This window comes from Streptococcus mitis (assembly GCF_901542415.1).
Classification (GTDB): domain Bacteria; phylum Bacillota; class Bacilli; order Lactobacillales; family Streptococcaceae; genus Streptococcus; species Streptococcus mitis_BL.
Window position 1 is genome coordinate 2,095,528 of sequence record NZ_CABEHV010000004.1, and the last position, 21,979, is coordinate 2,117,506.

Here is a 21,979-nt window from a genome sequence, read left to right on the forward strand (position 1 = left end):
GTTCTTATGAGATTTTTTCAACAAAATAGGCTCCATAATATCTATAGAGGATTTATCTACTACAAAAATTATAGTTCCTATTCCCAAATTCAGCCCTTCTAGCATGGAAAAATCTGTTATAATAATAGAAAAGGAGGAGCGCATGCACAAGATTTTATTAGTAGAAGATGATCAGGTCATTCGTCAACAGGTCGGGAAAATGCTCTCTGAATGGGGATTTGAAGTGGTTCTGGTAGAAGATTTTATGGAAGTTTTGAGTCTATTTGTTCAGTCGGAGCCTCATCTGGTCCTCATGGATATTGGACTGCCTTTGTTTAATGGCTATCACTGGTGTCAGGAGATTCGCAAGATTTCCAAGGTGCCTATTATGTTTCTATCTTCCAGAGACCAGGCTATGGATATTGTCATGGCAATCAATATGGGGGCGGATGACTTTGTGACCAAGCCTTTTGACCAGCAGGTTCTTCTAGCCAAGGTTCAGGGCTTGTTGCGCCGTTCCTATGAGTTTGGGCGAGATGAGAGTTTACTGGAATATGCTGGTGTGATCCTCAATACCAAATCCATGGATTTACATTATCAAGGGCAAGTATTGAATTTGACCAAGAACGAATTCCAGATTTTACGCGTTTTGTTTGAACACGCAGGAAATATCGTAGCACGTGACGACCTCATACGGGAACTTTGGAACAGTGACTTTTTCATTGATGATAATACCCTCTCTGTTAATGTTGCTCGTTTGCGTAAAAAATTGGAAGAGCAGGGCTTGGTAGGATTTATCGAGACCAAGAAAGGGATAGGGTACGGACTGAAGCATGCTTGATTGGAAACAATTTTTTCTAGCCTATCTGCGTTCCCGTAGTCGTCTGTTTGTCTATCTGATTTCTTTGACGTTTCTGGTCTTACTCTTTCAGTTTTTATTTGCCAGTTTAGGAATTTACTTTCTCTATTTTTTTCTCTTGTGTTGCTTTGTAACCATCTTATTTTTCACTTGGGACATATTGGTAGAAATGCAGGTCTATCGCCAGGAAATTCTCTATGGGGAGAGGGAAGCCAAATCTCCTTTGGAAAGAGCTTTAGCAGAAAAATTAGAAGCGCGTGAGATGGAACTCTATCAGCAGAGGTCAGACGCAGAAAGAAAACTGACGGATTTACTGGATTACTATACCTTGTGGGTCCATCAGATTAAGACCCCCATTGCGGCCAGTCAACTCTTAGTTGCAGAAGTAGTCGACCGCCAACTGAAGCAGCAATTAGAACAGGAAATTTTCAAGATTGATTCCTATACCAATCTAGTTTTACAGTACCTGCGTTTAGAAAGTTTCCATGATGATTTGGTCTTAAAGCAGGTTCAAATTGAGGACTTGGTTAAGGAAATAATTCGTAAATATGCTCTTTTCTTTATTCAAAAAGGCTTAAATGTCAATCTACATGACCTTGATAAAGAAATCGTGACGGATAAAAAGTGGCTGCTAGTGGTTATTGAGCAAATCATCTCAAACAGTCTCAAGTACACCAGGGAAGGTGGCCTGGAGATTTATATGGAAGGCCAGGAACTCTGTATCAAGGATACGGGAATCGGGATAAAAAACAGTGATGTCCTCCGAGTCTTTGAACGTGGATTTTCAGGATATAATGGGCGCCTGACCCAGCAATCATCTGGACTTGGCCTCTACCTATCTAAGAAAATTTCTGAAGAACTGGGGCACCAGATTTGTATCGAGTCTGAGGTTGGAAAAGGAACGATAGTGCGGATTAGATTTGCTCAAGTGAACCTAGTCCTTGAGTGAGAAGAGTAGATAAGAGCCCAGGGTAAAACAACTGGGCTTTTCTATCTTTAACTGTGTATCCTAGTAAATTATTTTATCTACTATAAACAAATCTTTGAGGGATATGAAGACCACGAACGAAAAGGTAGGTCTAGATCAAAAGCAGATTAAGCAAACTAATAACAAGCAAATCTTGACAGTTTTCTTCCTGTAATTTTTGCATTTTTCCATTGGCCTTTGTTTATCATATACTTAGTTTGGTTCTAGAGGTCATTGAAGTAGTCGATGATGCCATGAGGTTGACGATAACTTTCTCTATCTGTTCAATTGATAGATTTCTTCAGAGAAAGACTGTAAAATTTTTGATATAATGTTAAGGATAGACTGACGGATATTTAAAGGATAATTTTCAAAAGAATAACAGGTGAGAAGAAAAATATGTAAGATTGGATAGAAGTCTCTCTACCATCATCCATGCAGAAACAAGATTATATGAAATAAAGGGAGTAACCAATGACCGGAAACTATTCAACACGTGAATACCGTGAGAAATTATATGATGATCTTCATGTTCGATTAAGAGATACAGTGATTTTGATGTGTGCGATTTTTATTGCCTCTATCGGCCTAAATATGAATTCAACAGCTGTCATTATTGGAGCCATGCTGATTTCCCCTCTTATGACACCGATTGTTGGACTCGGATTTGGTTTAGCTATTTTTGATACGCGTTTAATCAAGCAATCTCTAGAGGTTTTATTTACTCAAGTATTGGTCAGTTTGCTTGTCTCGACTCTATATTTCTGGATTTCTCCCTTATCTTATGCAAGTAGCGAATTGATTGCACGAACTTCTCCAACCATTTGGGATGTTCTCATTGCTATTGCTGGTGGGATAGCAGGTGTCATTGGGTCAAGGAAAAAAGAAGCAAATAATATTGTGCCAGGAGTAGCCATTGCAACAGCTCTGATGCCACCTATCTGTACTGCAGGCTATGGTTTAGCTAATGGAAATGTACGATTTTTATTTGGAGCTCTCTATCTTTTCTTGATCAACTGTGTTTTTATCATGCTAACCAATATTGTTGGAACAAGAATTTTGATGAGAAAATCTCCCTTAAGTTCATTTAAAGAGCTAAATATTAAAATGAGAATTGGGTTGATATCCTTGATTGTATTATTGATTCTTCCAGCCAGCTATTCAGCAATCACTCTGACGATAGATCAAGCGCGAAAAGAAGGAATCAAACAGTTTGTAGGAAAAGAGTTCTCCAATCACACGGTCATTAATCAAGTCTACAAGTCAAGGAACAATGAATTGGTCTTGACGGTTGTTGGAGATCCGATTTCAGAAGAAGAATTAGAAACGCTCCACCAAAAACAAGCCTCTTACGGTATTCAATCTGTCCAATTGAAAATCAATCAAGTTCATAATTCGACAAAATTAGATAGTGAGATGACCAAGGAATTTTATGAAACCATTAACAAGTATATCGATCAAAAACTCTCTGAAAAAGATTCACAAAAAGATCTCGTAAAAGAAAATGAAGCAGACAAGGAATGAGGATATTGACCTTATCCAACTCATGAAAGCAAATCTTGTGTGGTGGTTTGGTCAATCACTACTAGCTCGGATTAAATAATACTCTTCGAAAATCAAATTCAAACCACGTCAGCGTCGCCTTACCGTACTCAAGTACAGCTTGCGGCTAGCTTCCTAGTTTGCTTTTTGATTTTCATTGAGTAAAAATATAAAAAGCAACAGCTGAAATAGTTGTTGCTTTTTAGGTAGCTAGGATTTTATCCCAGGTTTTATATCTTATTTCTCAACGCGTGATTTGTTGGCGATATCAGCAAGGATAGCTTGAACAAAGTCATCGACTGAGATAGTTTGTGTTTCTTTTTGGCCGTAGCGACGAACGTTGACTGTTCCGTCTTCCATTTCCTTGTCACCAACGATTAATTGGTAAGGAATCTTGCTTGTTTGTGAAGCACGGATCTTAAACTGCATTTTTTCATTGCGTTCATCCACATCAGCACGGACACCGCGGTCACGGAGTTTCTTCGCTACTTCCCATGCGTAGTCCACGTGTTTCTCGTTAGAAACTGGGATGAGGGTTACTTGGTGTGGTGCAAGCCATGTTGGGAAGGCTCCCTTGTAGTTCTCAATCAAGATAGCTGTGAAGCGTTCCATAGTTGAGATAACTCCACGGTGAATCATGACTGGACGGTGTTCTTCACCATCAGCTCCGATGTATTTGAGGTCGAAACGTTCTGGAAGCAAGAAGTCAAGTTGGATAGTTGAAAGTGTTTCTTCTTTACCAAGAGCGGTCTTAACCTGGATATCCAATTTTGGTCCGTAGAAGGCTGCTTCACCTTCGGCTTCAAAGTAGTCCACGCCCATTTCATCAAGGGCAGCACGAAGCATAGTTTGGGCATTTTCCCACATCTCATCGTTATCAAAGTACTTGTGAGTATCTTGAGGGTCGCGAAGAGAGAGACGGAAGCGGTATTCAGTCAAGTTGAAATCTTCATAAACATCGATAATCAACTGAAGGGCACGTTGGAATTCTTCTTGGATTTGTTCTGGAGTAACAAAGAGGTGACCGTCGTTGAGTGACATTTCACGTACACGTTGAAGACCAGTGAGGGCACCAGATTTTTCATAACGGTGCATCATACCGATTTCAGCGATACGGATTGGCAACTCACGGTAAGAGTGAACATGGTGTTTGAAGACTTGGATGTGGTGCGGGCAGTTCATTGGACGAAGGACAAATTCTTCCCCGTCACCCATGTCCATAGTTGGGAACATGTCTTCTTGGTAATGATCCCAGTGACCAGAAGTCTTGTAAAGTTCAACAGAAGCAAGTGGTGGAGTGTAGACGTGTTGGTAGCCAGAAGCCAACTCTTTGTCAACGATGTAGCGTTCCAATTCACGACGGATAGTCGCACCATTTGGCAACCAGAATGGAAGTCCTTGACCAACCTCTTGAGAAATCATGAAGAGGTCAAGCTCTTTACCAAGTTTACGGTGGTCACGTTCCTTAGCTTCTTCACGCATTTGAAGGTAGTTTTTCAAGTCTTTCTTGTCAAACCAAGCTGTACCGTAGATACGTTGCATCATAGCATTGTCGCTATTTCCACGCCAGTAAGCACCTGCTACATGGAGAAGGTGGAAGATTTGGATACGACCTGTTGATGGAACGTGAGGCCCACGGCAAAGGTCCACGTATTCACCCTGACGGTAGATAGTCAAACCGCCTTCGTCTTCTGAGTGTTCTTCAATCAATTCCAACTTGTAAGGGTCATTTTTGAAGATTTCACGTGCCTCGTCTTTAGTAACTTCTTCACGAATTGATGGGAAGTTTTCTTTGACGATTTTTTGCATTTCTTCTTCGATACGAGGAAGGTCTTCGTTAGAGATTTGACCAGCTGTGTTGTCAGTATCGTAGTAGAAACCGTCTTCGATTGCTGGACCAACTCCCAAGTGAATGTCTGGGAAAAGACGACGAGCTGCTTGGGCGAACAAGTGAGCAGCTGAGTGACGCAAGATTGGAAGGGCATCTTCGTGATCAGGTGTCACAATTTCGATGCTTCCATCTTCAGTGATAGCACGAGTAGTGTCGATGAGTTTGCCGTTGAATTTACCAGCCAAGGCCTTTTTAGCTAGGGAATTGCTGATCGATTGGGCAATTTCAAAAGTTGTAACGCCAGATTCGAATTCACGAACAGCGCCATCTGGGAAAGTAATGTTAATCATGATGTTCTCCTTATATTGGTTATCCATTATTTCTAAAGCAGAAGTGTTTGCCTATTTCGCAGTCTTAAATAAAGAGAAACAAAAAGCAACATCCTCGAAAGGACGTCGCAACGTGGTTCCACCTTCATTTATGTTCCTCAAAAGAGAGGGACACCTCTGATTGGCTCTAACGTAGCCACCGTTTTATGTTTTCATAAAAAATCACGAGTAGTATCAGTTTAGGCTTTCTATGCGTTTCCAGCAACCACGCACTCTCTAGTAGAAAGGGACTAAGTGACTTGTCTCTATGGATTATTATAGCATGATTGTGAAAATTTTCAAGATATTTGTAGATTTTTTTGAATTTTCTTCATTAAAAAGTGCTTGCTATGCTTTGTTAGGAGTAATGTGAAATCATCTTTTTGATAAGTCTGTACCTTGATAAAAGTAGTGTTCTGGATTTAGTAAGAGTGAGTCAAAGGTAACCATTATACAGTATTTTTTGTTATAATATTAAAAAGATATATAAGAGGAAATGAGGAGAAAGAATGACAAAAATAGCTCTTCTTTCAGATATTCATGGAAATACTACAGCCTTGGAGGCTGTTTTGGAAGATACTCGGAAGCTAGGAGTGGATGAATACTGGCTTTTGGGAGATATTCTCATGCCAGGAACAGGGCGTAGAAGGATTTTGGACTTGTTGGATCAACTACCGATTACGGCTAGAGTTTTGGGAAACTGGGAAGACAGTCTTTGGCATGGTGTCCGCAAGGAATTGGATAGCACTCGTCCTAGTCAACGCTATCTCTTGCGCCAGTGCCAGTATGTTTTAGAGGAAATTTCCCTAGAAGAAATCGAAATGCTCCACAATCAACCTCTACAGATTCATCGTCAGTTTGGGGATTTGACGGTAGGAATTAGCCACCATCTTCCTGATAAGAACTGGGGGAGAGAGTTGATTCATACTGGAGCGCAAGAGGATTTTGACCGCTTGGTGACCAATCCACCTTGTGATATCGCTGTATATGGTCATATTCATCAGCAGTTGCTTCGTTACGGGACTGGTGGTCAATTGATTGTCAATCCAGGTTCGATTGGGCAGCCTTTCTTTCTAGATGCCCAGTTACGGAAGGACTTACGGGCCCAGTATATGATTTTAGAGTTTGATGACAAGGGATTGGTAGATATGGACTTCCGACGGGTAGACTACGATGTGGTAGCTGAATTGCAGTTGGCTAAAGACCTCAAACTTCCCTATTTTAAGGTTTACTATGAAAGTCTGGTCAATGGTATCCATCATACTCACAATCAGGAATTTTTGAGAAAATTAGCCCAGAAAGAGGGCTACGATCGGGAGTTAGATGCCTGGTTGAAAAGTGGTAATGATTGACATTACAACTAAAAAGGGTATAATAAAAGAAAAAGAAGAGTAGAGGCAGGGTAGCCTCGTAAAAAGGAGAAGAGGATGCAAATTCCAAGTAGATTTACCATTGCGACTCATATGCTGATAATCATTGCCCTCAAGGGGAAGGAAAGCAAGGTGACCAGTGATTTTCTGGCTGCTAGTGTCGGGGTCAATCCAGTCATTATCAGAAAGACCTTGTCCCAGTTGAAGAAGGCAGAGCTGATTTCAGTAGCGCGTGGAACAGGGGGAACAGAGATTGTCAAGGACCTCAAAGACATTAGTCTTTTAGATGTTTATCAAGCGGTCGAGTGTCTTGGTAAGACAGGTCAACTCTTCAGTTTCCATGACAATCCAAATCCAAATTGCCCAGTTGGAGCTCGTATTCATGATGTTTTGGATCAAAAACTGGAGAGAATTCAGCTGGCGATGGAGGCAGAGCTTGGTCAGACCAGTCTAGAACAAGTCGTGGCCGATGCAGAGAGTCAAATGAAGGATTAAGAGGGATAGATGCCTGCAAATGAAATGTCAAAACACTGCTAGAAATCTGGCAGTGTTTTTTTGAGACTGCGTAGAAAAAACTCCTGGGAAATTCCAGGAGAGTATGAGTGGTTATTTAAACTTGAATCCTTCGTAAATAAGCTCTGTTTTTGGATTTTGTTTCTTAATCTGTTTGGCAAGTGACTTCATCATAGAAAGAGGACCACACATATAGACGGTTGCCTGTTCGGGCACTTCTTCTTGCTCAAAATTAAGATAGCCGTCTTTCCTACTGTCTACTAGATGGAGTTCAAAATTAGGATTTTTCTGAGCATAGTCACGGAGCAAATCTAGATAGACTGCATTTTCATTTCCACGGAAGCTATAGTAGAAGTGAACCTGTTTATCTAAAATAGGATGTTCACGGATGTAAGAGATGAAGGGGGTAATCCCAATGCCTCCAGCAATCCAAACCTGATTTTCTCGTCCTTCTTCTATGATCATGTGTCCGTAAGCTCTGTCTACGCTTACTTTGCTGCCGACTTGAAGATTGTCATAGATATTCTTGGTATGGTCACCTGAATTTTTAACAGTAAAGTAACGAGTTTGACCATGACCTCCTGAGATAGAAAAGGGATGCGGAGCACTTTCAAAGCCTTCTTGGAAAATCTTTAGAAAGGCAAATTGTCCTGATTGATAGTTGAAAGGTCTGCTAAGATGGATTTGAATTTCTATAGTATCGTGATTTAAGCGTTTGAGATTAGTAATTTTCCCTAGATAGGGGAATCCAATCTTTTGATAAAGGAAAATGATATAAAAACCAGCCAGTAAGCCTAAAAGGGCATAGCTACCAACAAGAAAACTTAGAAGATTAAATGTAAGGAGACGATTGCCCATCATCATGTAGACGTGAAAGAGTCCCAAAATATAGGCTAGATAAACAAGGCGGTGAATCCATCGCCAAGCTTCGTATTGGATGTATTTGCCTAAATAGGCGACAAGGATGATACTGGCAAAGATATAGATGGCAAGGTTGCCAAACTGAGCGGATAAGCGAGAGCCCCACAGACCGCCCATACTAAAGTTATGCAAGATTAGTAGGATGATGGAGAGAAAGGCTGTGAATTTGTGGACAGTATAGACTCTCTCCAAACCGTGAAACCAGCTTTCTAGTAGGGGGAGACGAGTGGCTAGGATAAAAGTTAGAGATAGGCTTGTTAAAGCTAGTCCTGGAATCATGAATTGGGGAGAAGTGCTCATCCAAGTTAAAATAGTCAAGAGAAAACTAGCTATGATAAAGAGTAGTCCTTTGATTGATTTCATAGAAAATTCCATTTCATTAATATTTTGATTTGTTGTAAATAAATTTGTTACATTTTATCATAGAAAAAGTATGGTGTCAAATTGAGGTATATAAATATCTACTATCATCAAAAAAACTCTCCAATTGAACTGGAGAGTGGCTGTTTATTCTGCAGCTTGTTGCCAACGTTTTGCTAGCATATGAGACAAACTAGAAATGGCTAGGTTAAAGCTGAAGTAGATGAGGGCAATCAGGATATACAGACTGAAGACCTGCTCTGGTTCGAAATAACGGCCCATGAGAATTTGGCTGGCTCCAAAGAGTTCTTGTAGGGCGATAACAGAGTAGAGAAGACTGGTATCCTTAATCACGGTTACAAACTGAGAAATGATAGCTGGCAGCATTTTACGAATGGCTTGTGGGAGAATGATGTGGTAGAGGATTTGGGCTGAGGTAAATCCTTGCGACATTCCTGCTTCGTATTGCCCCTTGTCCACAGCATTGAGACCGCCTCGAATAATCTCAGCTAGAGCCGCTGATGTAAAGAGGGTAAAGGCAGTGATTCCTGCTGGTGTGGATTTCATCTTGAACACTAAAAAGATAGTAAAGATCCAGAGGAGGTTGGGAACGTTGCGCACAAACTCGATGTAAATGCTGGAGATGATGCGCAAGACAGGATTTTTCCCATTTCTCATAACTGCTAGCACTGTCCCGATAAGGGTAGAGAGAACGATGGCAATTAGAGAAATATAGAGGGTCAAGCCAAATCCTTTAAAGATAAAGACTAGGTTATCTGGGGTTAAAACTTCTAAAATGGATTCCATAGTAACCTCCTAAAGTGAATAGGCTTTTTTGTTGGATTGCTCCATCTTGCGACCAAACTGGGCAACAGGGAAGCATAGAGAGAAGTAGAGCAGGGCAGCGCCTAGAAAGGCTGGGATATAGTTTCCGTTAAGAGCCGACCAAGACTTGGTCACAAACATCAAATCTACTCCAGAGATGATAGCGACTGTAGAGGTGTTTTTGATGAGGTTAACAATTTGGTTGGTCAAAGGAGGGAGAATGATACGAAAAGCCTGAGGCAAGATAATCAAGCGCATAGCACTGATATAGGTAAAACCTTGCGATAAGGCAGCTTCCATCTGACCGCTAGGAATAGACTGAATACCTGAGCGAATCACCTCAGCAATATAGGCACCGTGATAGAGTCCCACGCAGAGAACGGCTGTCCAATAAATCGGAATCATGATGATATGGTCACTGATAAGAGGTAGACCATAAAAGACGATGACAAATTGCACCAAAAGGGGAGTGTTTTGGTAAAATTCAACAAAGATGCGAGCCAAAATTCTCAATATTGGACGCTTGCTGGTTGACATGGCTCCAAAGAAGATGCCCAAAACCATGGCTAGGATAAAGGATCCGATTGCTAGGGAAAGGGTGAAGAGGAAACCATTGAAAAATTGTCCAAAATCCTGAAAATAGGCTGTCCAAGATGATAAATCTGTCATGGGGTATCCTCCTTAATCTGCAGTATGGCTAGATGGTTTGAGCTTGTAACGGTCATAAAGTTTTTGCAAACTACCATCCTTGCTCCATTTAGTGACCAAGTTATCAAGATAGTCGTTGAGCTCTGTATTTGATTTCTTAGTAACGATACCGTAGTCAGATGGCTTGAAACTATCATCTAGTAGTTCTGTCCGCTTACTGATGTAGCCAGATAGGATAGAACGGTCAACGGAAAAGGCATCGATACGGTGAGCGTGAAGGGAAGTAATCAATTCTGGGTAGGAACCAAGTTCGACGAATTTAAAGGTCAGGCCTTTCTTTTTACCCAGTTCGGTAATTAGACGTTGGGTAATGGAACCTTGGGCAACTCCGATGGTTTTTCCGTTTAAGTCTTCAATGTTTTTGATTTTGGCAGACTTATTGACCAAAAATCCAGAAGCGTCCGTGTAGTAGGGGCTGGTAAAGTTATAAAGTTTTTTGCGTTCGTCTGTGATGGTAAAGGTCGCGATATCCATATCGACCTGTTCATTGTCTAGAAGGGGTCCGCGAGTTTGTGCTGTAACTGGCACATAACGAACCTTGACCTTGAGCTCATCAGCTACCATCTTGGCCAGATCAGTTTCGATACCAGAATAGGTTCCTGTCTTGGGATCCTTGTAACCGAAATTGGGAACGTCTTGTTTGACACCAACAACCAGCTCGCCTCTCTTTTGAATGTCTGCGACACTGGTATCAGCCTGAACTGGTTTTGTAGCAGCAAGACCGAAAAGGCTAATCAATAATGCTGATAAAAAGAATTTCTTTTTCATAGGCGCCTCCTTATTTAACTTTGTCACTTTCGTGGTTGATGATTTTGCTGAGAAATTGTTGGGCACGAGGTTCGCTTGGATTGTCAAAAAAGTCATCAACATCTGTCGTATCCACCAAAACCTCTCCGTCAGCCATAAAGATGATGCGATCCGCAACTTCACGGGCAAAGCCCATTTCATGAGTAACGATAATCATATTCATACCATCGTGGGCCAATTTTTGCATAACTGCTAGAACATCGCCGATAGTTTCAGGGTCTAGGGCAGATGTTGGCTCATCAAAGAGGAGGAGTTCAGGATGCATAGCGAGTCCACGTGCGATGGCAATCCGTTGTTTTTGTCCACCAGATAGCATGGCTGGATAAGAATCTTTCTTGTCCCACATATTTACAAATTCCAGATATTTTTGGGCTGTTTTTTCAGCTTCTTTTTTATCAATTCCTAGAACTTTTATGGGTGCTAGTGTTACGTTTTCTAACACTGTTTTATGCGGATAGAGGTTGAAATGTTGGAAAACCATGCCGACTTCCTTGCGAAGGGGCACCAAATCTTTCTGGCTGGCACCAGCAACTTGGTGACCATTTACTAGAAGACTTCCTTTGTCTACAGCCTCCAAACCATTGATGGTGCGGATAAGAGTGGACTTACCAGAACCAGAAGGACCTAGGAGTACAACAACTTGCCCTTTTTCAAAACGGAGATTGATGTCGCGGAGTGCATGGTAATCTCCGTAATATTTTTCGACGTGTTCAAATTCTACTAAAGCCATAAGGAATCTCCTTTGTGTTAGATTTTATAACATGATTCTACACCAAAAGATTTGTCTTGTCAAATCATATCTGAAAAAATTCACTAAAATTTTATAAAAAAGCAATCTGGATAGAGAAAACGTCTAAATCGTGTTATAATGAAGCGATAGAATTCTTAGAAAGAGTGGATGTCTTTTTGATAACACCTACTTATGAATGGCAGTTTGCCCCGCAAGTAGAAGATGCGGATTTTACAAAGATAGCCAAGAAGGCTGGACTGGGTCCTGAGGTGGCTCGGTTATTATTTGAAAGAGGAATTCAGGACCAAGAAAGTCTGAAGAAGTTTTTAGAGCCTTCCTTAGAGGACTTGCATGACCCTTATCTGCTCCATGATATGGATAAGGCAGTGGAACGGATTCGTCAGGCCATTGAAGAAGGGGAAAATATCCTCGTTTACGGTGATTACGATGCGGATGGTATGACTTCGGCTTCTATTGTTAAGGAAAGTTTGGAACAGCTTGGTGCTGAGTGCCGTGTTTACTTGCCCAATCGTTTTACCGACGGTTATGGACCTAATGCCAGTGTTTACAAATATTTTATCGAGCAAGAAGGAATTTCCTTGATTGTGACGGTGGATAATGGGGTTGCGGGTCACGAGGCTATTGAATTGGCCCAGTCTATGGGAGTAGATGTCATTGTGACTGACCACCATTCTATGCCTGAAACCTTACCAGATGCCTATGCTATTGTCCATCCTGAACATCCAGATGCGGACTATCCTTTCAAATATTTGGCTGGTTGTGGAGTTGCTTTCAAGCTGGCTTGTGCCCTTTTAGAAGAAGTACAAGTGGAATTGCTTGATTTGGTCGCTATTGGTACCATTGCTGATATGGTTAGTTTGACAGATGAGAACCGTATCTTGGTTCAATATGGTCTGGAAATGTTGGGACATACTCAGCGCATTGGTTTACAAGAAATGCTGGATATGGCTGGGATTGCCGCCAACGAGGTAACAGAAGAAACGGTTGGTTTCCAGATTGCCCCTCGTTTGAATGCTTTGGGCCGTTTGGATGATCCCAATCCTGCCATTGATTTGCTGACTGGCTTTGATGATGAGGAAGTACATGAGATTGCTCTCATGATTCATCAGAAAAACGAAGAGCGCAAGGAAATCGTCCAGTCTATCTATGAAGAAGCTAAGACCATGGTGGACCCTGAGAAGAAGGTCCAAGTCTTGGCTAAGGAAGGCTGGAATTCTGGGGTTCTGGGTATCGTCGCTGGTCGTTTGTTGGAAGAACTAGGGCAGACAGTCATCGTTCTCAATATAGAGGACGGTCGTGCCAAGGGTAGTGCTCGTAGTGTGGAAGCGGTCGATATTTTTGAAGCCCTAGATCCCCATCGCGACCTCTTTATCGCATTTGGCGGTCATGCTGGCGCAGCAGGAATGACGCTGGAGGTTGAGAAACTCTCAGATTTATCTCAGGTTTTGGAAGATTATGTCCGTGAAAAAGGAGCGGATGCTGCTGGCAAGAACAAGTTAAATCTAGATGAAGAACTGTATTTGGAAGCACTTAGCTTGGAAACAGTCAAAAGTTTTGAACGTTTGGCACCTTTTGGCATGGATAATCAGAAACCTGTCTTTTATATAAAGGATTTTCAGGTCGAAAGTGCCCGTACCATGGGGGCGGGCAATGCCCATCTCAAACTGAAAATTTCTAAGGGTGAGGCTAGTTTTGAAGTGGTGGCCTTTGGCCAAGGCAGATGGGCGACAGAGTTTTCTCAAACCAAGAATCTAGAGCTGGCAGTCAAATTGTCTGTCAACCAATGGAATGGGCAAACTGCCCTGCAGTTGATGATGGTGGATGCGCGTGTGGAGGGTGTTCAACTTTTTAACATCCGTGGGAAAAATGCAGTCTTACCAGAAGAGGTTCCAGTCTTGGATTTCTCTGGAGAAGTGCCGGATTTAGCGACTAGTGAAGCGGTTGTCGTAAAAAACATACCTGAGGATATTACTCTGTTGAAAACCATTTTTCAGGAACAGAATTTCTCTGCCGTTTATTTCAAAAATGATATTGACAAGGCCTACTATCTGACAGGCTATGGGACTAGAGAGCAGTTTGCCAAATTGTACAAGACCATCTACCAGTTCCCAGAGTTTGATATTCGCTACAAACTGAAGGATTTGGCAGCTTATCTTAATATCCAACAAATCTTGCTGGTCAAGATGATTCAAGTATTTGAAGAGCTAGGCTTTGTGACGATCAAAGATGGTGTCATGACAGTCAATAAAGAGGCAGCAAAGCGGGAAATCGGAGAAAGTCAGATTTACCAAAATCTCAAACAAACCGTCAAAGACCAAGAAATGATGGCGCTGGGTACCGTGCAAGAAATTTATGACTTTTTAATGGAAAAAGAATAGCAGATAGGAAAGAGTTGGGCAACCAGCTCTTTTTTGAAAACAAATCTTCATTTTGAAAATCATTAAAAAAATGGTATAATGGTAGGAAAAGATTCGGCTAAAAGTAATAGTGCTTTTAGAATAAGAGGGTAAGCAACCCTATAATCAAGATAAACTAAGCTTTCGGAGGAAAAATGAGTAATATCAGTTTAACAACACTTGGTGGTGTGCGTGAAAATGGGAAAAATATGTATATCGCTGAAATCGATGGGTCTATTTTCGTTTTGGATGCAGGTCTGAAGTACCCTGAAAATGAACAACTAGGGGTGGACGTAGTTATTCCAAATATGGACTACCTTTTTGAAAATAGCGACCGTATCGCTGGCGTTTTCTTGACCCATGGGCATGCGGATGCCATTGGTGCTCTGCCTTATCTCTTGGCTGAAGCCAAGGTGCCTGTATTTGGCTCTGAACTGACCATTGAGTTGGCCAAACTCTTTGTCAAAGGAAATGATACGGTTAAGAAATTCAATGATTTCCATGTCATTGATGAGAATACGGAGATTGATTTTGGAGGGACTGTGGTTTCCTTCTTCCGTACGACCCACTCTATCCCAGAAAGTCTGGGTGTGGTCTTGAAGACAGCTGAAGGAAGCATCGTTTATACAGGTGACTTCAAATTTGACCAGACAGCTAGTGAATCCTATGCGACAGACTTCGCTCGTTTGGCAGAAATCGGTCGTGATGGAGTTCTAGCTCTTCTTAGCGATTCAGCCAATGCGGACAGTAATATCCAAGTGGCTAGCGAAAGTGAAGTTGGGGACGAGATCACTCAAACCATTTCGGACTGGGATGGTCGTATCATTGTTGCAGCAGTAGCTAGCAACCTCTCTCGTATCCAGCAGGTGTTTGACGCTGCGGATGCAACAGGCCGCCGTGTGGTCTTGACAGGATTTGATATTGAAAATATCGTCCGTACTGCTATTCGCCTTAAGAAATTGTCTCTAGCTAACGAGAGTCTTTTGATTAAGCCAAAAGATATGTCTCGCTTTGAAGACCATGAGTTGATTATCCTTGAGACAGGTCGTATGGGTGAGCCTATCAACGGTCTTCGCAAGATGTCGATTGGTCGCCACCGTTATGTGGAAATCAAGGACGGTGACCTAGTTTATATTGTAACCACTCCGTCTATCGCTAAAGAAGCAGTCATGGCGCGTGTGGAAAACATGATTTACCAAGCTGGCGGAGTTGTCAAACTGATCACTCAAAGCTTGCGTGTGTCAGGACATGGAAATGCGCGTGATTTGCAGTTGATGATCAATCTCTTGCAACCCAAGTATCTCTTCCCAATTCAAGGAGAATACCGCGAGTTGGATGCCCATGCTAAGGCTGCTATGGCAGTTGGGATGTTGCCAGAACGCATTTTTATCCCTAAAAAGGGAACCAGCATGGCTTATGAGAATGGAGACTTTGTCCCAGCTGGAGCGGTTTCGGCAGGGGATGTCTTGATTGACGGGAATGCCATTGGTGATGTTGGCAATGTGGTTCTTCGTGACCGTAAGGTCTTGTCAGAAGATGGAATTTTCATCGTCGCAATCACCGTTAACCGTCGTGAGAAGAAAATTGTGGCCAAGGCTCGTGTGCATACGCGTGGATTTGTTTATCTCAAGAAGAGTCGTGATATTCTCCGTGAAAGTTCAGAATTGATTAACCAGACGGTAGAAGACTATCTTCAAGGAGATGACTTTGACTGGGCAGACCTCAAAGGGAAGGTTCGTGATAATCTTACCAAGTACCTCTTTGACCAAACCAAGCGTCGTCCAGCTATTTTACCAGTAGTCATGGAAGCGAAATAATTGTTGAAATAAACAGAGAGAAAGTCGAGTTTCGGCTTTTTCTTATAGAAAAATAGAGGAAAAAATTATGGCAGTAATGAAAATCGAGTATTACTCACAAGTTTTGGATATGGAGTGGGGAGTGAATGTCCTCTATCCTGATGCTCATCGAGTGGAAGAACCAGATTGTAAAGATATTCCCGTCTTGTACCTCCTGCACGGGATGTCTGGCAACCATAATAGCTGGCTCAAGCGTACTAATGTAGAACGCTTGCTTCGAGGCACTAATCTCATCGTTGTTATGCCCAATACCAGCAACGGTTGGTATACCGATACCCAGTATGGTTTTGACTATTACACAGCTCTAGCAGAGGAATTGCCACAGGTTCTAAAACGTTTCTTCCCTAATATGACTAGCAAGCGTGAAAAGACCTTTATCGCTGGTCTCTCTATGGGAGGTTACGGCTGTTTCAAACTGGCTCTTGCTACAAATCGTTTTTCTCATGCAGCTAGTTTTTCAGGTGCTCTCAGCTTTCAAGATTTTTCTCCTGAAAGCCAAAATCTGGGGACACCAGCTTACTGGAGAGGTGTTTTTGGAGAGATTAAAGATTGGACAACTAGTCCTTATTCTCTAGAAAGTCTGGCTAAAAAATCGGACAAAAAGACCCAGCTTTGGGCTTGGTGTGGCGAGCAGGATTTCTTGTACGAAGCCAATAATCTAGCAGTGAAAAATCTCAAAAAACTGGGCTTTGATGTGACCTATAGCCATAGTGCTGGAACTCACGAGTGGTACTACTGGGAAAAACAATTGGAACGGTTCTTAGCAACCTTACCAATCGATTTCAAATTAGAAGAGAGATTGTCATAATTTAGCTTTCTTTCAGCTTGTTTTAGTAAAATAGACTTTATTTGCTAGAAAGGTGGAGGAACATGCGCTGGATTTTTCGTTTGATAGGGGCTTTCTTTTCTTTTGTGTGGCGTTTGTTTTGGCGTCTAGTTTGGATAGCTTTTCTTTTGTGTGCTTTTGCTTTTGGACTTCTCTGGTATCTGAACGGTGATTTTCAAGGAGCGCTAAAGCAAGCAGAACTGTCAGTCAAGATTGGTAAACAAAGTATCGACCAATGGGAAAAAACAGGGCAACTGCCTAAGTTGAACCAGACAGATAGCCACCAACACTCTGAAGGAAGGTGGCCGCAGGCTTCTGCTCGTATTTACCTAGATCCGCAGATAGATTCACGCTTTCAAGAAGCTTATGTAGAAGCGATTCAGAATTGGAATCAAACTGGTGCCTTTAAGTTTGAACTGGTGACTGAGGCCAGCAAGGCAGATATCTTGGCTACGGAGATGAATGACGGAGGTACTCCTGTGGCAGGAGAGGCAGAAAGTCAGACCAATCTCTTGACGGGGCAATTCTTGTCTGTCACGGTACGGTTGAATCACTATTATCTGTCCAATCCAAACTATGGCTATTCCTATGAGCGCATTGTCCATACAGCAGAACATGAGTTGGGGCATGCGATTGGCTTGGACCATACAGATGAGAAGTCTGTCATGCAACCTGCAGGTTCTTTTTATGGTATCCAGGAAGAGGATGTTGAAAGACTTCGAAAATTATATGAGACCAATGAGTAGGGGACTATCTTTCCCTACTTTTTTGCTATAATGGAACTATGAACAACTTGATTAAATCAAAACTAGAGCTCCTGCCGACCAGCCCTGGTTGCTACATTCACAAGGATAAAAACGGTACCATTATCTATGTAGGAAAGGCTAAAAATCTGCGTAATCGCGTGAGGTCCTATTTCCGTGGAAGTCACGATACCAAAACAGAGGCTCTGGTATCTGAAATTGTGGATTTTGAATTTATTGTTACGGAGTCTAATATTGAGGCACTTCTCCTAGAAATCAACCTGATCAAGGAAAATAAGCCTAAGTACAATATTATGCTCAAGGATGATAAGTCCTATCCCTTCATCAAAATCACCAATGAGCGCTATCCTCGCTTGATTATCACTCGTCAGGTCAAGAAAGACGGGGGACTCTACTTTGGACCCTATCCAGATGTGGGGGCAGCCAATGAAATCAAGCGATTACTGGATCGGATTTTCCCTTTTAGAAAGTGTACAAATCCACCGTCTAAGGTCTGTTTCTACTACCATATCGGCCAATGTATGGCCCACACCATCTGTAAGAAAGATGAGGCCTATTTCAAGTCCATGGCTCAGGAGGTTTCTGATTTCCTAAAAGGGCAGGATGACAAAATCATCGATGACCTAAAGGGCAAAATGGCAGCGGCAGCCCAAGCTATGGAGTTTGAACGTGCGGCGGAATACCGTGATCTGATTCAGGCGATTGGAACGCTTCGAACCAAGCAGCGGGTCATGGCTAAGGATCTCCAAAATCGGGATGTCTTTGGCTACTATGTGGACAAGGGATGGATGTGTGTTCAGGTTTTCTTTGTCCGTCAGGGAAAACTCATTGAGCGCGATGTCAATCTCTTTCCCTACTACAATGATCCGGATGAGGATTTCTTGACCTATGTGGGACAATTCTATCAAGAAAAATCTCACCTAGTTCCTAATGAGGTGCTGATTCCGCAGGATATTGACGAAGAAGCCGTCAAGGTCTTAGTGGATACTAAGATTCTCAAACCCCAGCGTGGTGAGAAAAAGCAACTGGTCAATTTGGCTATAAAGAATGCTCGAGTCAGTCTAGAGCAGAAGTTCAACCTGTTAGAGAAATCTGTCGAAAAGACACAAGGAGCTATTGAAAATCTAGGTCGTTTGCTCCAAATACCGACCCCAGTCCGCATCGAATCCTTCGATAACTCTAATATCATGGGGACCAGTCCTGTTTCAGCCATGGTGGTCTTTGTCAACGGCAAACCAAGTAAGAAAGATTACCGTAAGTATAAAATCAAGACCGTAGTCGGGCCAGACGACTATGCGAGTATGAGAGAAGTCATTCGCAGGCGCTATGGTCGAGTACAGCGTGACGGTTTGACTCCTCCAGATTTGATTGTCATCGATGGGGGACAAGGTCAAGTCAATATCGCCAAGCAAGTCATACAAGAGGAACTGGGTCTGGATATTCCCATTGCAGGTTTGCAAAAAAATGACAAGCACCAAACCCATGAATTACTTTTTGGAGATCCACTTGAGGTGGTGGAGTTGTCTCGCAATTCTCAGGAATTTTTCCTGCTCCAACGTATCCAAGATGAGGTCCACCGCTTTGCTATTACTTTCCACCGTCAACTGCGCTCCAAAAATTCTTTTTCATCACAACTGGATGGAATTGAAGGGCTGGGACCTAAACGCAAGCAGAATCTCATGAAGCATTTCAAGTCTTTGAGCAAAATCAAGGAAGCCAGTGTGGATGAGATTGTTGATGTTGGAGTACCTAGAACGGTTGCAGAGGCTGTACAGAGGAAGTTGAACCCGCAGGAAGAAGAGGAATTAGCTCAAGTGGCGGAAGAAAGAGTAGATTATCAAACGGAAGGAAACCACAATGAACCATAAAATCGCAATTTTATCAGATATTCATGGCAATACAACTGCCCTAGAAGCAGTGATTGCAGATGCTAAAAATCAAGGAGTCAGTGAATACTGGCTTCTGGGAGATATTTTTCTTCCCGGTCCCGGTGCAAATGACTTGGTCGCCCTGTTAAAGGACCTTCCTATAACAGCCAGTGTTCGAGGCAATTGGGATGATTGTGTCCTTGAGGCCTTGGATGGTGAATATGGTTTGGAACATCCACAAGAAATCCAGTCAATGCGAATGACCCAGTTTTTGATGGAGCGAATGGATCCTGCAACGATTGTCTGGCTACGAAGCTTGCCTTTGCTAGAAAAGAAAGAAGTTGACGGACTGCGCTTTTCTCTCTCTCATAATTTACCTGACAAAAACTATGGTGGGGACCTACTGGTTGATAATGATACGGAGAAATTTGACCAACTCCTAGATGATGAAACCGACGTGGCAGTCTATGGTCATGTTCACAAGCAGTTGCTTCGTTATGGCAGTCAAGGGCAACAAATCATCAATCCAGGTTCGATTGGTATGCCCTATTTTAATTGGGAGGCGTTAAAAAATCACCGTGCCCAGTATGCCGTGATAGAAGTTGAAGATGGGGAATTACTCAATATCCAATTTCGTAAAGTCGCTTATGATTATGAAGCGGAGTTAGAATTGGCCAAGTCCAAGGGGCTTCCCTTTATCGAAATGTATGAAGAGCTACGAAGAGAAGACAACTATCAGGGGCACAATCTGGAACTTTTAGCAAGCTTAATAGAAAAGCATGGGTATGTAGAAGATGTGAAGAATTTTTTTGATTTTTTGTAAGAGTTTCCTAAAATAACCAATGCAAACTAAAAAAACGATTGGCTGATCCAATCGCTTTTAGTATATCTTACTGTAACTGAGATTTATCTGGGAGATAAGAACCACCTAGATAAGTATTGCTGAGTTTTTCAAGGGTTCCATCTTGGTAGAGTTCTTTGAGCGCTTTATCAAATTTCTCTTTAAACTCTTTTTGGTCGTTTGAGAAAACGATATAGTTGTTGGGGCTATCGGCAGAAGGTAAATCAACGACTGAGAGATCTAAGCCACGGTCCTTGATAATCTTTTGAACCGATACCTTGTCAAAAACTAGGAAATCAAATTCACCGTTAGAGAGGTCTAAGATTCGTTTACCGATATCCTCTCCAGAAAAATCGATAGTAGCGGGATTGTCAGTGTGTTTTTGATTCCAGTTATTGATGAATTGAGCGTTTGAAGTTCCAGTATCCTCTTGCGTTGTTTTGCCAGCGATTTGGTCAAGTGAAGTCAGAGGATTTTTCTTGTTGCTGACAAGGACGAGGGGATTGTTCGAAATTGGAAGTGAGTAAAGGTATTTTTCAGCACGCTCTTTTGTGTAACTCAAGTTATTGGCTGCAGCCTGATAGTGACCAGAATCAAGTCCTGGAAAGATACTCTCCCAGGCGGTTCTTTGAAATTGAATTTCGTAGTCGCTGAGTTTTTCATCTACTGCTTTTAGAACTTCAATATCGAATCCTGTCAGATTGCCCTTGTCTTCGTAGTCAAATGGCGGCACATCACCAGCTGTAGCAACGACGATTGTTTTTTGAGAGTTAGTCTCTTTAGGTGTAGCTTGATTTCCACAGGCAACCAAAAATGGTAGGATGGCTAGTAATAGGCTAAATTTTTTCATAATGTCTCCATTCAAATGTAAAGTTATCTGTTAGTTTATCAGAAACTTTCCCGATGAACCAATATATATTTTTTATGGCTGTGATAAAAAAACTTAATCATGAAAAATCCCTGCAAGCTCTTTCAAATTATGGTAGAATGGAAGCAGTAGAATTAGAAAAGGAAATCGATTATGAAATTTCTTGAATTAAATAAAAAACGTCATGCGACCAAGCATTTCACTGATAAGTCAGTTGATCCAAAAGATGTGCGTACGGCTATCGAAATCGCAACCTTGGCTCCAAGTGCCCACAATAGTCAGCCTTGGAAATTTGTGGTCGTTCGTGAGAAAAATGCTGAACTGGCAAAATTGGCTTACGGTTCCAACTTTGAGCAGGTATCATCAGCGCCTGTAACTATTGCCTTGTTTACAGACACAGATCTGGCTAAACGTGCCCGCAAGATTGCCCGTGTCGGTGGTGCTAAAAATTTCTCAGAAGAACAACTTCAATACTTCATGAAAAATTTGCCTGCGGAATTTGCCCGTTACAATGAACAACAAGTCAGCGACTACCTAGCCCTCAATGCAGGTTTGGTTGCTATGAACTTGGTTCTCGCTCTTACAGACCAAGGAATCGGATCAAATCTGATTCTTGGTTTTGACAAATCAAAAGTCAACGAAGTTTTGGACATCGAAGACCGTTTCCGCCCAGAACTTTTGATTACGGTAGGCTATACAGACGAAAAATTGGAACCAAGCTACCGCTTGCCAGTAGATGAAATCATCGAGAAAAGATAG

19 protein-coding genes and 1 pseudogene are annotated in these 21,979 nt (G+C 42.0%); 13 read left to right on the top strand and 7 right to left on the bottom strand.

Annotation, left to right across the window (positions count from 1 at the left end):
* Positions 1–142: 142 nt before the first annotated feature.
* The 4 genes and pseudogenes from FQT24_RS10590 (at position 143) to FQT24_RS10605 (ending at position 3,329) form a co-directional block, all read left to right on the top strand.
* The gene (locus FQT24_RS10590) at positions 143–820 is read left to right on the top strand and encodes a response regulator transcription factor (RefSeq protein ID WP_143952984.1); all 678 of its coding nucleotides are present in this window, start codon (positions 143–145) and stop codon (positions 818–820) included.
* Positions 813–1,787: a sensor histidine kinase gene (locus FQT24_RS10595; protein WP_143952985.1), complete on the top strand. Its 975-nt coding sequence runs from the start codon at positions 813–815 to the stop codon at positions 1,785–1,787. Before FQT24_RS10590 ends, FQT24_RS10595 begins: the two co-directional genes overlap by 8 nt.
* 75 nt (positions 1,788–1,862) lie before the next feature.
* Positions 1,863–2,137: pseudogene (locus FQT24_RS10600) on the top strand (ABC transporter permease); the annotation flags it as partial.
* 142 nt (positions 2,138–2,279) lie between these two features.
* Positions 2,280–3,329, top strand: coding sequence for a DUF389 domain-containing protein (locus tag FQT24_RS10605; RefSeq protein WP_143952986.1), 1,050 nt, complete (start codon positions 2,280–2,282; stop codon positions 3,327–3,329).
* A 255-nt stretch (positions 3,330–3,584) separates the two neighbouring features.
* On the opposite strand, the gene thrS is transcribed toward FQT24_RS10605, so the two are convergent.
* Entirely contained in the window at positions 3,585–5,528 is a 1,944-nt protein-coding gene (thrS, locus tag FQT24_RS10615; protein WP_143952379.1) for a threonine--tRNA ligase, read from the bottom strand.
* Positions 5,529–6,055: 527 nt separating this feature from the next.
* Between thrS and FQT24_RS10625 the strand changes: the two genes are divergently transcribed.
* Together FQT24_RS10625 and FQT24_RS10630 are read left to right on the top strand one after the other, a co-directional pair.
* Complete coding sequence (locus tag FQT24_RS10625) at positions 6,056–6,898, top strand: metallophosphoesterase family protein (RefSeq protein ID WP_143952987.1); 843 nt, start codon at positions 6,056–6,058, stop codon at positions 6,896–6,898.
* A 75-nt stretch (positions 6,899–6,973) separates the two neighbouring features.
* Positions 6,974–7,411: an Rrf2 family transcriptional regulator gene (locus FQT24_RS10630; RefSeq protein ID WP_124787829.1), complete on the top strand. Its 438-nt coding sequence runs from the start codon at positions 6,974–6,976 to the stop codon at positions 7,409–7,411.
* A gap of 111 nt (positions 7,412–7,522) precedes the next feature.
* On the opposite strand, the gene FQT24_RS10635 is transcribed toward FQT24_RS10630, so the two are convergent.
* The 5 genes from FQT24_RS10635 to FQT24_RS10655 all read right to left on the bottom strand — a co-directional run bounded on the left by FQT24_RS10635 (position 7,523) and on the right by FQT24_RS10655 (position 11,780).
* Complete coding sequence (locus FQT24_RS10635) at positions 7,523–8,713, bottom strand: ferredoxin reductase family protein (protein ID WP_169435179.1); 1,191 nt, start codon at positions 8,711–8,713, stop codon at positions 7,523–7,525.
* Between the two features lie 144 nt (positions 8,714–8,857).
* Positions 8,858–9,517 carry an amino acid ABC transporter permease gene (locus FQT24_RS10640; RefSeq protein ID WP_000443889.1) on the bottom strand — a complete coding sequence of 220 codons (660 nt, stop codon included), beginning with the start codon at positions 9,515–9,517 and terminating at the stop codon, positions 8,858–8,860.
* A 9-nt stretch (positions 9,518–9,526) separates the two neighbouring features.
* The gene (locus FQT24_RS10645; RefSeq protein ID WP_124787827.1) at positions 9,527–10,204 is read right to left on the bottom strand and encodes an amino acid ABC transporter permease; all 678 of its coding nucleotides are present in this window, start codon (positions 10,202–10,204) and stop codon (positions 9,527–9,529) included.
* A 12-nt stretch (positions 10,205–10,216) separates the two neighbouring features.
* A complete protein-coding gene (locus tag FQT24_RS10650) occupies positions 10,217–11,011 on the bottom strand; it encodes a transporter substrate-binding domain-containing protein (protein ID WP_124787826.1) in 795 nt (264 codons plus the stop codon).
* Positions 11,012–11,021: 10 nt separating this feature from the next.
* Positions 11,022–11,780: an amino acid ABC transporter ATP-binding protein gene (locus FQT24_RS10655; protein WP_001229568.1), complete on the bottom strand. Its 759-nt coding sequence runs from the start codon at positions 11,778–11,780 to the stop codon at positions 11,022–11,024.
* A 176-nt stretch (positions 11,781–11,956) separates the two neighbouring features.
* Here FQT24_RS10655 and recJ point away from each other — a divergent pair, with 176 nt between their 5' ends.
* From recJ to FQT24_RS10685, 6 genes are all read left to right on the top strand, one after another.
* Positions 11,957–14,179, top strand: a complete 2,223-nt coding sequence (recJ, locus tag FQT24_RS10660) for a single-stranded-DNA-specific exonuclease RecJ (protein WP_185952571.1) — start codon at positions 11,957–11,959, stop codon at positions 14,177–14,179.
* 173 nt (positions 14,180–14,352) lie between these two features.
* Positions 14,353–16,014 (top strand): ribonuclease J, encoded by a 1,662-nt coding sequence (locus FQT24_RS10665; RefSeq protein ID WP_143952989.1) that lies wholly within the window; start codon positions 14,353–14,355, stop codon positions 16,012–16,014.
* 67 nt (positions 16,015–16,081) lie between these two features.
* Positions 16,082–16,861, top strand: a complete 780-nt coding sequence (locus FQT24_RS10670) for an alpha/beta hydrolase (protein WP_143952990.1) — start codon at positions 16,082–16,084, stop codon at positions 16,859–16,861.
* A gap of 62 nt (positions 16,862–16,923) precedes the next feature.
* A complete protein-coding gene (locus FQT24_RS10675) occupies positions 16,924–17,625 on the top strand; it encodes a M57 family metalloprotease (protein WP_143952991.1) in 702 nt (233 codons plus the stop codon).
* Between the two features lie 38 nt (positions 17,626–17,663).
* Positions 17,664–19,511 carry an excinuclease ABC subunit UvrC gene (gene uvrC, locus FQT24_RS10680; protein WP_125411014.1) on the top strand — a complete coding sequence of 616 codons (1,848 nt, stop codon included), beginning with the start codon at positions 17,664–17,666 and terminating at the stop codon, positions 19,509–19,511.
* Positions 19,501–20,334, top strand: a complete 834-nt coding sequence (locus FQT24_RS10685) for a metallophosphoesterase family protein (protein ID WP_143952992.1) — start codon at positions 19,501–19,503, stop codon at positions 20,332–20,334. Before uvrC ends, FQT24_RS10685 begins: the two co-directional genes overlap by 11 nt.
* A gap of 67 nt (positions 20,335–20,401) precedes the next feature.
* Here FQT24_RS10685 and FQT24_RS10690 read toward each other — a convergent pair whose 3' ends face one another.
* Positions 20,402–21,202 (bottom strand): amino acid ABC transporter substrate-binding protein, encoded by an 801-nt coding sequence (locus tag FQT24_RS10690; RefSeq protein WP_143952993.1) that lies wholly within the window; start codon positions 21,200–21,202, stop codon positions 20,402–20,404.
* Positions 21,203–21,373: 171 nt separating this feature from the next.
* Here FQT24_RS10690 and FQT24_RS10695 point away from each other — a divergent pair, with 171 nt between their 5' ends.
* Positions 21,374–21,979: a nitroreductase family protein gene (locus tag FQT24_RS10695; protein ID WP_125852142.1), complete on the top strand. Its 606-nt coding sequence runs from the start codon at positions 21,374–21,376 to the stop codon at positions 21,977–21,979.

Coding starts and splice junctions, on each gene's coding strand:
- FQT24_RS10590 (WP_143952984.1), top strand. CDS start 143: ATGCACAAGATTTTATTAGTAGAAGATGATCAGGTCATTCGTCAACAG.
- FQT24_RS10595 (WP_143952985.1), top strand. CDS start 813: ATGCTTGATTGGAAACAATTTTTTCTAGCCTATCTGCGTTCCCGTAGT.
- FQT24_RS10605 (WP_143952986.1), top strand. CDS start 2,280: ATGACCGGAAACTATTCAACACGTGAATACCGTGAGAAATTATATGAT.
- thrS (WP_143952379.1), bottom strand. CDS start 5,528: ATGATTAACATTACTTTCCCAGATGGCGCTGTTCGTGAATTCGAATCT.
- FQT24_RS10625 (WP_143952987.1), top strand. CDS start 6,056: ATGACAAAAATAGCTCTTCTTTCAGATATTCATGGAAATACTACAGCC.
- FQT24_RS10630 (WP_124787829.1), top strand. CDS start 6,974: ATGCAAATTCCAAGTAGATTTACCATTGCGACTCATATGCTGATAATC.
- FQT24_RS10635 (WP_169435179.1), bottom strand. CDS start 8,713: ATGAAATCAATCAAAGGACTACTCTTTATCATAGCTAGTTTTCTCTTG.
- FQT24_RS10640 (WP_000443889.1), bottom strand. CDS start 9,517: ATGGAATCCATTTTAGAAGTTTTAACCCCAGATAACCTAGTCTTTATC.
- FQT24_RS10645 (WP_124787827.1), bottom strand. CDS start 10,204: ATGACAGATTTATCATCTTGGACAGCCTATTTTCAGGATTTTGGACAA.
- FQT24_RS10650 (WP_124787826.1), bottom strand. CDS start 11,011: ATGAAAAAGAAATTCTTTTTATCAGCATTATTGATTAGCCTTTTCGGT.
- FQT24_RS10655 (WP_001229568.1), bottom strand. CDS start 11,780: ATGGCTTTAGTAGAATTTGAACACGTCGAAAAATATTACGGAGATTAC.
- FQT24_RS10665 (WP_143952989.1), top strand. CDS start 14,353: ATGAGTAATATCAGTTTAACAACACTTGGTGGTGTGCGTGAAAATGGG.
- FQT24_RS10670 (WP_143952990.1), top strand. CDS start 16,082: ATGGCAGTAATGAAAATCGAGTATTACTCACAAGTTTTGGATATGGAG.
- FQT24_RS10675 (WP_143952991.1), top strand. CDS start 16,924: ATGCGCTGGATTTTTCGTTTGATAGGGGCTTTCTTTTCTTTTGTGTGG.
- uvrC (WP_125411014.1), top strand. CDS start 17,664: ATGAACAACTTGATTAAATCAAAACTAGAGCTCCTGCCGACCAGCCCT.
- FQT24_RS10685 (WP_143952992.1), top strand. CDS start 19,501: ATGAACCATAAAATCGCAATTTTATCAGATATTCATGGCAATACAACT.
- FQT24_RS10690 (WP_143952993.1), bottom strand. CDS start 21,202: ATGAAAAAATTTAGCCTATTACTAGCCATCCTACCATTTTTGGTTGCC.
- FQT24_RS10695 (WP_125852142.1), top strand. CDS start 21,374: ATGAAATTTCTTGAATTAAATAAAAAACGTCATGCGACCAAGCATTTC.